13 protein-coding genes are annotated in these 12968 nt (G+C 52.7%); 6 read left to right on the top strand and 7 right to left on the bottom strand.

Annotated elements, in window-relative coordinates; translation table 11 throughout:
• The first annotated feature begins 22 nt into the window (after window positions 1-22).
• Together OGY83_RS13930 and ghrB are read left to right on the top strand one after the other, a co-directional pair.
• Entirely contained in the window at window positions 23-1303 is a 1281-nt protein-coding gene (locus OGY83_RS13930; RefSeq protein ID WP_048215328.1) for an MFS transporter, read from the top strand.
• A gap of 22 nt (window positions 1304-1325) precedes the next feature.
• The gene (gene ghrB / locus OGY83_RS13925; protein WP_123268873.1) at window positions 1326-2300 is read left to right on the top strand and encodes a glyoxylate/hydroxypyruvate reductase GhrB; all 975 of its coding nucleotides are present in this window, start codon (window positions 1326-1328) and stop codon (window positions 2298-2300) included.
• Window positions 2301-2358: 58 nt separating this feature from the next.
• Here ghrB and OGY83_RS13920 read toward each other — a convergent pair whose 3' ends face one another.
• Entirely contained in the window at window positions 2359-3069 is a 711-nt protein-coding gene (locus tag OGY83_RS13920) for a DUF3053 domain-containing protein (RefSeq protein WP_003827386.1), read from the bottom strand.
• Window positions 3070-3449: 380 nt separating this feature from the next.
• Here OGY83_RS13920 and OGY83_RS13915 point away from each other — a divergent pair, with 380 nt between their 5' ends.
• The 3 genes from OGY83_RS13915 (at window position 3450) to cueP (ending at window position 4959) form a co-directional block, all read left to right on the top strand.
• Window positions 3450-3740, top strand: a complete 291-nt coding sequence (locus OGY83_RS13915) for an HTH-type transcriptional regulator (protein ID WP_003827383.1) — start codon at window positions 3450-3452, stop codon at window positions 3738-3740.
• Window positions 3741-4019: 279 nt separating this feature from the next.
• Window positions 4020-4232 carry a transcription antiterminator/RNA stability regulator CspE gene (gene cspE, locus OGY83_RS13910; protein WP_000014594.1) on the top strand — a complete coding sequence of 71 codons (213 nt, stop codon included), beginning with the start codon at window positions 4020-4022 and terminating at the stop codon, window positions 4230-4232.
• 187 nt (window positions 4233-4419) lie between these two features.
• Window positions 4420-4959 (top strand): copper-binding periplasmic metallochaperone CueP, encoded by a 540-nt coding sequence (cueP, locus tag OGY83_RS13905; protein ID WP_286636094.1) that lies wholly within the window; start codon window positions 4420-4422, stop codon window positions 4957-4959.
• 66 nt (window positions 4960-5025) lie between these two features.
• Here the strand turns inward: cueP and glyS are convergent, their stop codons facing one another.
• The 3 genes from glyS to OGY83_RS13890 form a co-directional block, all read right to left on the bottom strand.
• Window positions 5026-7095 (bottom strand): glycine--tRNA ligase subunit beta, encoded by a 2070-nt coding sequence (gene glyS, locus OGY83_RS13900; RefSeq protein ID WP_079939657.1) that lies wholly within the window; start codon window positions 7093-7095, stop codon window positions 5026-5028.
• Between the two features lie 9 nt (window positions 7096-7104).
• Window positions 7105-8016: a glycine--tRNA ligase subunit alpha gene (gene glyQ, locus OGY83_RS13895; protein ID WP_001168551.1), complete on the bottom strand. Its 912-nt coding sequence runs from the start codon at window positions 8014-8016 to the stop codon at window positions 7105-7107.
• A gap of 95 nt (window positions 8017-8111) precedes the next feature.
• On the bottom strand, window positions 8112-8420 hold the full coding sequence (locus OGY83_RS13890; RefSeq protein ID WP_079939658.1) for a YsaB family lipoprotein: 309 nt from the start codon (window positions 8418-8420) through the stop codon (window positions 8112-8114).
• A 172-nt stretch (window positions 8421-8592) separates the two neighbouring features.
• On the opposite strand from OGY83_RS13890, the gene OGY83_RS13885 reads away from it, so the two are divergent.
• Complete coding sequence (locus OGY83_RS13885) at window positions 8593-9588, top strand: acyltransferase (protein WP_286636093.1); 996 nt, start codon at window positions 8593-8595, stop codon at window positions 9586-9588.
• Here OGY83_RS13885 and yiaB read toward each other — a convergent pair.
• The 3 genes from yiaB to xylA form a co-directional block, all read right to left on the bottom strand.
• Window positions 9585-9950, bottom strand: coding sequence for an inner membrane protein YiaB (yiaB, locus tag OGY83_RS13880; protein ID WP_079939659.1), 366 nt, complete (start codon window positions 9948-9950; stop codon window positions 9585-9587). The genes OGY83_RS13885 and yiaB overlap by 4 nt on opposite strands.
• Window positions 9951-10117: 167 nt before the next feature.
• Entirely contained in the window at window positions 10118-11572 is a 1455-nt protein-coding gene (gene xylB, locus OGY83_RS13875) for a xylulokinase (protein ID WP_286636092.1), read from the bottom strand.
• 71 nt (window positions 11573-11643) lie between these two features.
• On the bottom strand, window positions 11644-12966 hold the full coding sequence (gene xylA, locus OGY83_RS13870; protein WP_286636091.1) for a xylose isomerase: 1323 nt from the start codon (window positions 12964-12966) through the stop codon (window positions 11644-11646).
• Window positions 12967-12968: the final 2 nt, after the last annotated feature.

Genomic DNA, 12968 nt, shown 5'->3' with positions numbered 1-12968 from the left:
CAGCATAACCAGAGGGCAGTCTATGAATAGCTCAACTAATGCAGCAAAACGCTGGTGGTACATCATGCCAATCGTGTTTATCACGTATAGCCTGGCGTACCTTGACCGCGCGAACTTCAGCTTCGCCTCCGCCGCCGGTATCAACGAGGACCTCGGCATTACCAAAGGGATCTCTTCCCTGCTGGGCGCGCTGTTTTTCCTCGGCTATTTCTTCTTTCAGATCCCGGGCGCAATTTACGCTGAACGCCGCAGCGTACGAAAACTGATTTTTGTCTGTCTGATCCTCTGGGGCGCATGTGCGTCATTAACCGGGATGGTCAGCAATATTCCAATGCTTGCCGCCATCCGCTTTATTCTTGGCGTCGTTGAAGCCGCCGTGATGCCGGCAATGCTGATTTACATCAGCAACTGGTTTACGAAATCTGAACGCTCGCGCGCAAACACTTTCTTGATCCTCGGTAATCCGGTCACCGTCCTGTGGATGTCCGTGGTTTCCGGTTACCTGATTCAGGCGCTGGGCTGGCGAGAAATGTTCATCATCGAGGGCTTCCCGGCCATCATCTGGGCGTTCTGCTGGTGGGTGCTGGTAAAAGACAAACCATCTCAGGTCGGTTGGCTGTCAGAATCTGAAAAAGCCGCCCTTCAGGCACAACTGGAAAAAGAGCAGCAAGGCATCAAAGCCGTACGTAACTACAGCGAGGCTTTCCGCTCACGAAACGTCATCCTGCTGTGTATGCAGTATTTCGCCTGGAGTATTGGCGTCTATGGTTTTGTCCTGTGGCTGCCGTCGATTATCCGCAACGGCGGCGCAAACCTGGGGATGGTGGAAGTTGGTTGGCTGTCATCCGTACCGTATCTGGCGGCAACGGCGGCGATGATCCTCGTTTCCTGGGCCTCCGATAAACTACAAAATCGTAAGCTGTTTGTCTGGCCACTGTTACTGATCGCGGCGTTCGCGTTTATCGGCTCCTGGGCCGTGGGCGCAGACCACTTCTGGATTTCTTACACGCTGTTGGTTATTGCAGGCGCGGCAATGTACGCCCCCTACGGTCCCTTCTTCGCCATCATCCCGGAAATGCTGCCGCGCAACGTCGCCGGTGGAGCAATGGCGCTGATCAACAGCATGGGCGCGCTGGGCTCATTCTTTGGTTCATGGTTTGTCGGCTACCTCAATGGCGCAACCGGCAGCCCGTCCGCCTCGTACATTTTTATGGGGGTAGCGCTTTTTGTCTCAGTGTGGCTAACTTTGATTGTTAAGCCTGCTAATAATTCCCAAATTCCGGTTGGCGCACGCCACGCTTAAATTTTAACTTACGGAGATTCGCATGAAGCCGTCCATTATTCTCTATAAAGCGTTACCTGACGATTTACTGCATCGCCTGGAAGAGCATTTTACTGTGACTCAGGTGCCTAACCTGCGCCCGGAAACGGTCACACAGCACGCCGACGCTTTTGCCAATGCAGAAGGTCTACTGGGCTCCAGTGAAGCCGTCAATACCGCTCTGCTGGAGAAAATGCCCAGGCTGCGTGCGACCTCCACGATTTCCGTAGGCTATGACAACTTCGACGTCGATGCCCTCAACGCACGTAAGGTGCTGCTGATGCACACGCCAACCGTACTGACGGAAACCGTCGCCGATACGGTAATGGCGCTGGTGTTAAGTACCGCTCGCCGCGTAGTGGAAGTTGCCGAACGGGTAAAGGTCGGCGAATGGACCAAAAGTATCGGACCGGACTGGTTTGGTACCGATGTACACCACAAAACGCTGGGGATTGTCGGTATGGGCCGCATTGGGCTGGCGCTGGCACAACGTGCGCATTTCGGCTTTAGCATGCCGATTCTCTATAATGCGCGCCGTCATCATCAGGAAGCAGAAGAACGCTTCAATGCACGTTACTGCGACCTCGATACGCTGTTGCAGGAGTCTGATTTTGTCTGCCTGATCCTGCCGTTAACCGACGAAACGCATCATCTGTTCAGTACCGAGCAGTTTGCCAAAATGAAGTCTTCCGCCATTTTCATTAACGCCGGACGTGGCCCGGTGGTCGATGAAAAAGCGTTGATTGCCGCCCTGCAAAACGGCGAAATTCATGCCGCAGGTCTGGATGTGTTTGAGCAAGAGCCATTATCGGTAGACTCACCGTTGCTGTCACTGCCCAACGTGGTAGCCGTACCGCACATTGGTTCAGCCACGCACGAAACGCGCTACAACATGGCGGCCTGTGCGGTGGATAACTTAATCGATGCGCTGCAAGGACGCGTTGAGAAGAACTGCGTAAACCCGCAGGTCGCATCATAAACAAAAGGCCGGGTAGCGCTTATGCTCACCCGGCCTTCCATGTATTACAGCACCTTCATTACTGAGCGGCATTCACCGCAGCAGTCCAGGCCTGATTAAATGCCTGATGCTGAGCAGCCAACGGGCCAATCAGCGTATTGTACTGACTTGCCTGCTGTGACGTTGGGAACTGGATACCGTTGGCGACAAAGCTCACCTGCGTATCCTGCTGCGCCACAAAATCACCGACCTGCACCAACTGCTGCGTGAAAATTTGCGCGGCAGGGATCAGCGGCTGTAAGGCTTCTGCTGGGGCAGTAACAACTTTGTTGTACACCTGATCAAAGACCGGCTTCAGATCTTCGCCCTGCTTCAGCGCGCCATGTGCAGCATCCGCCTGCAGTTTCGCATTCTGCAACTGTTGCCCTAACACGCCCAGCGCACCATTTGCCTGACGCAGCGGTTCACGCTGAGTCACATAATCCTGAGGAACACGAATCGCATTTACGCTATCAACCACCGGACGCAGACCGGAGTCCATCGCCTGATTAACCTGCTGCGAATAGCCATACAGAATCGCGTAATCGGACACAAACGGGCCAAACTGTTTTTTCTGATCGGCGGTCAGCGTTGGTAAACGCTCTCCGCTACGCATTGCAGTATTCTGCAGAAAATCGATAAACGCTTTGCGTTGATCGCCTTCTTTATCAAAACACCCACTCAGGCCAACTACCATTAAAAGCGCCAAAACAGGCGCAAACCAGCGAGAGCAGGACTTACCTGTCGCCATTTTAATACTCCTTTCACCCAAAAATGCGCACAACGACACCCGCGTGCCTGACGTTGACAAGGATAGTCCAGGTCAGCCCCGCAAGATACCCTTTCCGCGTAATCTTGTGGGGGAAAATAACCGTTCCCGCCACCGTTCGTTTTGCTAAACAATGCTGCATTTTCCACTCGGCGTCATATTTTAGTCATCTTTACAATCGGAATCGATCGTTCGGAGATCCCGACCTTTATCAGTTCGTTAGCCAGCAAAAGATTATCACCTGCGATCCGCTGAAACGAATCCATCACACAAACCTTAAATCCGGCTTCATTTTTTCCGACTACTCTTAATGAGCTTCGAAGAAATTCACGATCCCGCTGTGTGATTTGTAGGAGTTCTCAATGGAATACAAAGATCCTATGTTTGAACTGCTAAGCAGTCTGGAGCAGATTGTTTTTAAAGATGTATCGCAGACGGTCACTCTGCCGCAAAAAACCAACCCTTTCACCGAATTTGAACAGTTACGACGAGGGACAGGTTTAAAAACAGATGATTTTGCCCGAGTGATGGGTGTGACAGTCGCGATGGTTCATGAATGGGAGTCTAAACGCGTAAAGCCTTCCACTACTGAATTGAAGTTAATGCGCCTGATTCAGGCAGATCCAAGATTAAGTAAGCAACTGATGGATTGAACTATTTTTCAATTCTTCTTAAGAACGGCCCTGTAACAGGGCCGTTCCTTTACGAAGGTTATCCACAAAAAAGAAAATAGTAGTTGCATCCACATGCGTAAAATGAGTTAATGCCCTCAACGGTTTGACGTACAGACCATTACAGCAGTTAGTAAGGCAAGTCCCTTCAAGAGTTATCGTTGATACCCTTCGTAGTGAGCATTTCCTTTACTGTTAAAAAATCTGTAAAGCACGCCATATCGCCGAAAGGCACACTTATTTTTTAAAAGGTAATACACTATGTCCGGTAAAATGACTGGTATCGTAAAATGGTTCAACGCTGACAAAGGTTTCGGCTTCATCACTCCTGACGATGGTTCTAAAGACGTGTTCGTACACTTCTCTGCTATCCAGAACGATGGCTACAAATCTCTGGACGAAGGTCAGAAAGTTTCCTTCACCATCGAAAGCGGCGCTAAAGGCCCGGCAGCTGGCAACGTAACCAGCCTGTAAGCTTAAAAAGCTCAAAATTCTGAATCCCTGCCAAACGGCGGGGATTTTTTTTATCCGTACTTCGTAAGACTCCCCACCCAAACGCTTCTTTGCATTACTTTACCCGTCGTCCCTTTGACCTTTCCCTAAGGGCAAGCTTTATAGTGAGCCAGTCTATATTCCACAACTTTCACAAGGAATTGAAGCTATGTCGAAATCCTCACTGCTACTGATTTTAGGTTTGCTCACCACCGGTACTGCGTTCGCGGCTACCCCAGAAGCCACTTTCCTGGCCGAACACGGGCTCAGCGGGAAATCCGTCGAACAAATCGTAGAGACGATTGATCGGTCGCCGCAGAGCCGCCCGCTGCCGTACTCAGCGTCCATCACCAGCACCGAGCTGAAGCTCTCTTCGGGCGATCAGGTTTATACCCTGCCGCTCGGTGACAAGTTCTATCTGTCGTTTGCCCCGTATGAATGGCAAACACATCCTTGCTTCAACCACAGCCTTTCTGGCTGCCAGGGCGAAATGCCGGAGAAGACATTCAATGTCAAAGTGACGGATAACAAGGGTGATGTGGTGGTACAAAAAGCGATGAAGAGCGGCCGTAATGGCTTTGTCGGGGTATGGCTACCGCGCAATATGGAAGGCACCATCGCAGTGAGCTACAACGGTAAAACGGCGGAGTATCCTATTAAGACGATGGAAGACAGTCAGACCTGTCTGACAAAATTGCAGTTGCGCTAATAACATAAAAAAATGCCGGATAAGGCGAAGCCGCCATCCGGCATTTTCTAAGTCAGCTCAGGGCCGTTACTGCAGCAGAGAAATATCCGCTACGCGCAGGAACAGCTCACGCAGTTTTTCGAGCATAGACAGGCGATTAATACGCAGATCTTTATCTTCCACGTTAACCATCACTTTCTCGAAGAACGCATCGACCGGTTCACGTAGCGCCGATAGCTCAACCAGCGCTTCCTGGTAATGACCGGCAGCGAAGACAGGCTCCAGCTTATCGCGCAGCACGACAACCTGCATTGCCAGCGCAATTTCTTCCGGCTCTTTCAGCGTCGCCGCATTCACGCGGTCATTCAGCGTCTCTTCAGACTTCGCCAGGATGTTCGATACACGTTTGTTCGCAGCAGCCAGCGCGGACGCGGCTTCCAGCGTACGGAAGTGCGAAACCGCCTTCATACGTGCGTCAAAATCAGCCGGACGAGTCGGACGACGCGCCAGTACGGCCTGAATGGTGTCGACGGTGTAACCTTCGTCCTGATACCAGGCACGGAAGCGGCCGAGCATAAAGTCGATAACGTCATCCACCACATTCGCGTTGGTCAGCTTGTCACCATACAGACGAACCGCTTCTTCGGTCAGAGTTTGCAGATCCAGATTCAGGTTCTTCTCAACGATAATACGCAGCACACCCAGCGCAGCACGACGCAGCGCAAACGGGTCTTTGTCGCCTTTCGGATGCTGACCAATACCGAAGATACCCGCCAGGGTGTCCATCTTGTCGGCAATCGCCACGGCACAAGCTACCGGGTTCGACGGCAGGTCATCACCGGCAAAACGCGGCTGATACTGTTCGTTCAGCGCCACGGCTACATCTTCCGCTTCACCATCGTGACGCGCGTAGTGCATGCCCATCACACCCTGGGTGTCGGTGAACTCGAAGACCATGTTGGTCATCAGATCGCACTTGGACAGCAGGCCAGCACGCGTCGCGTGGTTAACATCAGCGCCAATCTGACCAGCAATCCAGCCCGCCAGCGCCTGGATACGGTCAGTCTTGTCGCGCAGCGTACCCAGTTGCTGTTGGAACAGCACGGTTTGCAGACGCGGCAAATGGTCTTCCAGACGTTTTTTACGGTCGGTATTGAAGAAGAATTCGGCATCCGCCAGACGCGGACGAACGACTTTCTCGTTACCGGAGATAATCTGGATCGGATCTTTCGATTCGATGTTGGCAACGAAGATAAAGTTCGGCAGCAGTTTGCCGTCGTTCGCGTAAACCGGGAAGTACTTCTGGTCACCTTTCATGGTGTGTACCAGCGCTTCAGACGGAACTGCGAGGAATTTCTCTTCGAACTTCGCAGTCAGCACTACCGGCCATTCCACCAGCGAGGTGACTTCTTCCAGCAGGCTTTCGCTCAGGTCAGCGTTACCGCCAATCTTACGCGCCGCTTCTTCAGCATCGGCTTTGATTTTCGCTTTACGCTCAGCGTAATCCGCAATTACTTTGCCGCGCTCACGCAGGATTTCCGGGTACTGATCGGCAGAATCGATGGTGAATTCCGGCTCGCCCATGAAGCGGTGTCCACGGATCACGCGATCGGACTGAATGCCCAGAATCGTTGCCGGGATCACTTTGTCGCCCAGCAGCAGGGTCACGGTGTGAACCGGACGCACGAAGTGGACGTCAGACGCGCCCCAGCGCATCAGTTTCGGGATCGGCAGCTTCGCCAGTGACGTGGCAATCATGTTCGGCAGCAGTGCTTCAGCGCTTTCGCCTTTCACATGCGCACGGTACAGCAACCATTCGCCTTTGTCGGTAGTCAGACGCTCAGCCTGATCAACCGTGATGCCGCAGCCACGTGCCCAACCTTCTGCCGCTTTGCTCGGTTTGCCTTCAGCGTCAAACGCCTGGGCAATGGCCGGACCGCGTTTTTCAACTTCGCGATCGGGTTGAGATTCCGCCAGATTCGCGACTTTCAGCGCCAGACGACGCGGCGCGGCGAACCACTCAACGTTGCCGTGCGCGATGCCAGCGTTATCCAGCTCCGCGGTAAAGTTTGCAGCAAAGGACTCAGCCAGGCTGCGCAGTGCTTTTGGTGGCAGCTCTTCAGTGCCGATTTCCACCAGAAAAGTTTTCTCAGACATGGCCGCCTCTTATTTGTCTTTGTTGCACATCGGGAAGCCAAGGGCTTCACGGGAAGCGTAGTAAGCTTCTGCCACTGCTTTGGTCAGAGTGCGAATGCGCAGGATATAGCGCTGACGCTCGGTGACGGAGATGGCTTTACGCGCATCCAGCAGGTTGAAGCTATGGGCGGCTTTCAGAATACGTTCATACGCAGGCAGCGGCAGCGGATTTTCCAGCGCCAGCAACTGCTGCGCTTCTTTCTCGTACTGCTCGAAGCAGGTGAACAGGAAGTCCACGTCGGCGTATTCGAAGTTGTAGGTGGATTGCTCCACTTCGTTCTGATGGAACACGTCGCCGTACGTGGTTTTACCCAGCGGGCCGTCGCTCCAGACCAGGTCGTAAACGCTGTCTACGCCCTGAATGTACATGGCCAGACGTTCCAGACCGTAGGTAATTTCCCCGGTTACTGGTTTACATTCCAGACCACCAACCTGCTGGAAGTAGGTGAACTGCGTCACTTCCATACCGTTCAGCCACACTTCCCAACCCAGACCCCAGGCACCCAGCGTCGGGTTTTCCCAGTTATCTTCCACGAAACGGATATCGTGAATGGTCGGGTCCATACCCAGCTCTTTCAGAGAACCCAGGTACAGCTCCTGAATGTTGTCCGGAGAAGGCTTAATCACTACCTGGAACTGATAGTAGTGCTGTAAGCGGTTCGGGTTTTCGCCATAGCGGCCATCGGTCGGACGACGAGAAGGCTGCACATAAGCAGTCGCCATCGGTTCCGGCCCCAGCGCACGCAGGCAGGTCATTGGGTGAGATGTTCCCGCGCCGACTTCCATGTCCAATGGTTGAACAATGGTGCAGCCCTGGCGAGCCCAGTAATCCTGTAAGGTCAGGATCAAGCCCTGGAAGGTCCTGGTATCAAACTTTTGCATATTATTTCGTGCTGGATACGTGTGGATTTAAAGGAAGCGATCAGTATACCCGCTGGCTGCAAGATATACAGTACGAAACGGGAAAAAGGGGGAACTTAGCGCATGGAAAGGTGCAAAAACTGCCCGTCTGCATCAAAAGAACAGACAAAACTCTCTTTACGGAAGGTAGAACCACGCATCTCATAGCTGCCCTGGAATTGTTCCAGGCCGGAGATATCAATTTTCTGTGCGCCAGTGTTATAGCGTTGCGCCGCCTCATTTTTGCACAATGACTCCATATCCAGCGAACGTGTGGCACTGACCTTAACCTTTTGCGCTTTCTGCGCAGGTGCAGACGGTTGTGTGTCAGCGCACGCTACCAGCAAAAGGGCAGCGATCGCGGGAAAGAAATACTTCATCATCATTTTATTACCGCCTGGTTTGCTGGTCAGTCTTATTATTAGTGTCTGGAAACAGATCCTATTTTGAGAATCTCATCAGACCATCTCAAGCTTTAGCGTAAGAACTCGGATTATTCCAGTGAGCTACGTTCGCAAAATATCGGTCAGACTTTTTTTAATGGACACAGAGGAACTGATGCAGCCCAAAATTTTCTGGATTGATAACCTGCGCGGGATAGCCTGTTTAATGGTCGTGATGATCCACACCACAACCTGGTACATCACCAATGCGCAAAGCGTCAGCCCGTTGAATTGGGATCTGGCTAACGTGCTCAATTCAGCCTCTCGCGTCAGCGTTCCGCTGTTCTTTATGATTTCGGGCTATCTGTTCTTTGGTGAGCGTAGCGCCAAACCGCGCCATTTCCTGCGCATCGCGCTCTGCATTCTGTTTTACAGCAGCGTGGCGCTGGCCTATATACTGATGTTTACCTCGATCAACGCTGAGCTGTCGCTGAAGAACCTGCTGCAAAAGCCGGTGTTCTATCACCTGTGGTTTTTCTTCGCGATCGCCGTCATCTACCTGGTTTCACCACTGATACAGGTGAAAAATATCAGCGGCAAGATGCTGCTGGCGCTCATGGTGGTGATTGGCGTGATTGCCAATCCCAATACCGTCTCGCAAAAAATCGGCGGCTTTGAGTGGCTGCCCATCAACCTGTACATCAGCGGCGACACCTTCTATTACATCCTGTACGGCATGCTGGGCCGGGCGATTGGCATGATGGATACGCAAAAACGTGCGCTCAGTTGGCTCTGTGCGGCGTTGTTCATTACCGCGGTATTTATTATTTCTCGTGGCACATTGCATGAACTGCGCTGGCGAGGCAATTTTGCCGACACCTGGTACCTTTACTGCGGCCCGGTGGTATTTATTTGCGCCGTTTCACTCCTGACGCTGGTCAAAAATACGCTCAGCACACGTACTCTGCCGCTACTGGGCCTTATTTCTCGCCATTCATTGGGCATTTATGGTTTTCATGCGCTGATCATTCACGCACTACGCACCAACGGAATTGAACTCAAAAACTGGCCACCGCTCGATATGTTGTGGATTTTCAGCGCCACACTGGCTGGAAGTTTGCTGTTGTCTATATTGTTGCAGCATATCGATACGCGCAGGCTGGTGAGTTAGGATTCTCCAGACAGCGCGTTTTCAGACGAACGCTGCAGTAACACTTGCCCCAGTAAACACACAAAGAATGCCGCCGGGTACAGCCCCATTTCGATGGGCGCCAGCGGGGCATTCCACACTCCTACCAGCAACAATCCGATAGTTATGAGCATCACCATCTGACACACAGAAGCAAAGCGTTCATCAATTTGATTGAGATTTACTGCGCGCTGATAGGCATATGTAACGAACATCCCCGTCATCAACGCCCCCAAAAAATACCCCTTGCCGCTCAATAACGGGCATGCACGCCATAAACCGATACTGTAAGTCAGTATGCCTGAGAGGAATAATATCCATGGCAAAAGCCTGGTTGTCTTCATTGGGATCTCCTTATCCATCATGGATACAATATGAATAACCCGCTAAAGACAACACAGAAAAAAGCGACTACGTCGGACTTTCAGAATAAATTCATGCACGCTAATTATTTATTAGATTGAAATATATATTTGATAAATCCCCTCTGTTTGCCAGAGGGGATTTAGGGTCAGGACATCAGCGGTTGTAATTGCTGATAGATACGACGGAAGATTTCTCGACGCTGTTGATAACGAGCATGACGCTCGGCGTCAGGATAATGCGCCTGCTCCAGCGTAAGCTGAGGCAGTAGGTCTGATAATGGCCGCTGCGGATTCATGGCAATTTGTGCCAGGCGCGCCGCGCCGAGTGCAGGGCCAACATCACCGCCGGTACGGTAATCCAGCTGCAATCCGCTGATGTCAGATAGCATCTGACGCCAGTATTCGCTGCGTGCCCCGCCGCCGATCAGCGTAATGCTGGCGGGCTGAATGCCACAGGCATGTACCACATCCATACCGTCAGCCAGCGCAAAACCCACACCTTCCAGCACCGCCTGTGCCAGTTCCGCCGGACCATGCTGATGCGTCAGACCGAAAAATACGCCCTTGGCCTGCGGATTGTTATGCGGCGTACGTTCCCCGGAAAGATAAGGTAAAAACCAGACCGGCTCCGCGTGTTCATCCGCCTGTTGCGCAGCGTCAATCAACGCAGGAACGTTCGCCAGTCTGGTTAATTTTGCCGCCCAGTCCAGACATGATGCCGCACTTAACATTACAGACATCAGATGCCATCGCTCAGGCAAAGCATGGCAAAAACTGTGAACCGCACTTTCCGGTTTGCTAAGGAAACCATCACTCACCGCAAAATAGACGCCGGACGTCCCCAGCGAAAGCATCGCCTGACCGGCATTCATCATGCCAACGCCTACCGCCCCCGCCGCGTTATCACCGCCGCCGGCAACCACTGCAACCTCCTGCATTCCCCAGGCTTTGGCAACTGCTGGCAACAAGGTTCCGGTAATCGCACTGCCTTCATAGAGCGCAGGCATATGTGCGCGAGTCAGTTTACAGGCAGCCAGCATGACATCGCTCCAGTCACGCTTCGCGACATCCAGCCACATTGTCCCTGCCGCATCAGACATATCGCTGGCAAAATCACCGGTCATGCGCAAACGCAGGTAATCTTTCGGCAGCAGGACTTTATCAATCTGCTTGAAAATCTCCGGCTCGTGGCGTTGCACCCACAGCAGTTTTGGCGCGGTAAAGCCAGGCATCATCAGGTTGCCAGTTATCGCTCGAGACTGCGGAACCTGATTCTCCAGCATCACGCACTCTTCAGCACAGCGACCATCGTTCCATAAGATAGCCGGACGCAATACCTTCTGTTGTTCATCCAGTAGCGTCGCGCCGTGCATCTGCCCGGCAATCCCCAACGCTTTCACCTCGCGGAGTGAATGCTGCTGACCCAGTGCTTTTACTGCGCGATCCGTTGCCAGCCACCACTGCTCAGGGTCTTGTTCTGACCATAACGGGTGCGGGCGCGAGACGGTGAGTTTCTCCGTTTGTGAAGCCACCACATCGCCCTGCTCATTGAGCAGAATGGCCTTTACGCCTGATGTGCCAAGATCTATCCCGATATACATAAGGCATCGTTCCTTAAAGAAAGGCCCGGTAGCGCTAGCTGACCGGGCTTACGGACGTTCTCAGAGACCCGTTATTTGTCGAACAAATAATGGTTTACCAGATTCTCCAGCAACTCCTGATGACCGCTCTGGTGCACTGGCGCCAGGTTGTGTTGTTCAGCGTACTGCGCAATTTCTGTCAGCGTCATCTGGCCTTTCAGAATTTGCTGGCCCAGCTCACCATTCCAACCGGCATAACGTTTAGCCACACGCTGATCCAGGCCACCGTCTTCAATCATACGGGCCGCAATTTTCAGCGACAGCGCCATGGTATCCATCGCGCCAATATGACCATAGAACAGATCGTATTTATCGGTACTCTGACGACGTACTTTGGCATCAAAGTTCAGGCCGCCGGTGGTGAAGCCGCCCGCTTTGAGGATTTCGTACATCACCAACACATTCTCTTCTACGCTGTTCGGGAACTGGTCGGTATCCCAGCCCAGCTGTGCATCGCCGCGGTTGGCATCGACAGAGCCAAACAGACCCAGCGCGATAGCGGTGGCGATTTCGTGATGGAACGAATGGCCTGCCAGCGTGGCGTGGTTGGCTTCGATATTCAGTTTGATCTCTTTTTCCAGACCGAACTGCTTGAGGAATCCGTACACGGTCGCCGCATCGTAGTCGTACTGGTGCTTGGTCGGTTCCTGCGGTTTCGGCTCGATAAGCAAAGTGCCCTGGAAACCGGTTTTGTGTTTGTGTTCCACGACTAATTGCATGAAACGACCAATCTGCTCACGTTCCTGACGCAGATCGGTATTCAGCAGCGTTTCATAACCTTCACGACCGCCCCACAGAACGTAGTTTTCACCGCCTAACTTGTGCGTGGCATCCATGGCCGTAACCACCTGCGTGGCGGCCCAGCTGAACACTTCTGGATCCGGGTTTGTGGCCGCACCCGCACCGTAGCGTGGGTTAGTGAAGCAGTTTGCTGTACCCCACAGCAGCTTCACGCCGCTTTGTTCCTGTTTTGCCGCCAGCACATCAACCATCTGCGCAAAGTTGTTTTTGTACTCTTTCAAAGACGCGCCTTCCGGCGAAACATCGACATCATGGAAGCAGTAGTAAGGCACGTTCAGCTTGTGGAAGAACTCAAATGCTACGTCCGCTTTGCGTTTCGCCAGCGCCAGAGCTTCACCAGGCTGCTGCCACGGACGATCGAAAGCGCCCATACCGAACATATCCGCTCCGTTCCAGCAGAAGGTATGCCAGTAGCAGGCAGCAAAACGCAGATGATCTTCCATGCGCTTGCCCAATACGATTTCGTCAGGGTTGTAATGGCGAAATGCGAGCGGGTTGGTGGATTGAGTGCCTTCAAAACGAACACGATCGAGTTGGTCAAAATAAGCCGGCATAA

Source organism: Citrobacter sp. Cpo090, from assembly GCF_030332665.1.
GTDB lineage: Bacteria > Pseudomonadota > Gammaproteobacteria > Enterobacterales > Enterobacteriaceae > Citrobacter > Citrobacter portucalensis.
Note: the sequence above shows the minus strand (reverse complement) of the source record. Positions and strands in the feature narration are given on the sequence as shown.

Bases quoted from the DNA above. Each gene is read 5' to 3' on its own strand.
- OGY83_RS13930 (WP_048215328.1), top strand. From the start codon at position 23: ATGAATAGCTCAACTAATGCAGCAAAACGCTGGTGGTACATCATGCCA.
- ghrB (WP_123268873.1), top strand. From the start codon at position 1,326: ATGAAGCCGTCCATTATTCTCTATAAAGCGTTACCTGACGATTTACTG.
- OGY83_RS13920 (WP_003827386.1), bottom strand. From the start codon at position 3,069: ATGGCGACAGGTAAGTCCTGCTCTCGCTGGTTTGCGCCTGTTTTGGCG.
- OGY83_RS13915 (WP_003827383.1), top strand. From the start codon at position 3,450: ATGGAATACAAAGATCCTATGTTTGAACTGCTAAGCAGTCTGGAGCAG.
- cspE (WP_000014594.1), top strand. From the start codon at position 4,020: ATGTCCGGTAAAATGACTGGTATCGTAAAATGGTTCAACGCTGACAAA.
- cueP (WP_286636094.1), top strand. From the start codon at position 4,420: ATGTCGAAATCCTCACTGCTACTGATTTTAGGTTTGCTCACCACCGGT.
- glyS (WP_079939657.1), bottom strand. From the start codon at position 7,095: ATGTCTGAGAAAACTTTTCTGGTGGAAATCGGCACTGAAGAGCTGCCA.
- glyQ (WP_001168551.1), bottom strand. From the start codon at position 8,016: ATGCAAAAGTTTGATACCAGGACCTTCCAGGGCTTGATCCTGACCTTA.
- OGY83_RS13890 (WP_079939658.1), bottom strand. From the start codon at position 8,420: ATGATGATGAAGTATTTCTTTCCCGCGATCGCTGCCCTTTTGCTGGTA.
- OGY83_RS13885 (WP_286636093.1), top strand. From the start codon at position 8,593: ATGCAGCCCAAAATTTTCTGGATTGATAACCTGCGCGGGATAGCCTGT.
- yiaB (WP_079939659.1), bottom strand. From the start codon at position 9,950: ATGAAGACAACCAGGCTTTTGCCATGGATATTATTCCTCTCAGGCATA.
- xylB (WP_286636092.1), bottom strand. From the start codon at position 11,572: ATGTATATCGGGATAGATCTTGGCACATCAGGCGTAAAGGCCATTCTG.
- xylA (WP_286636091.1), bottom strand. From the start codon at position 12,966: ATGCCGGCTTATTTTGACCAACTCGATCGTGTTCGTTTTGAAGGCACT.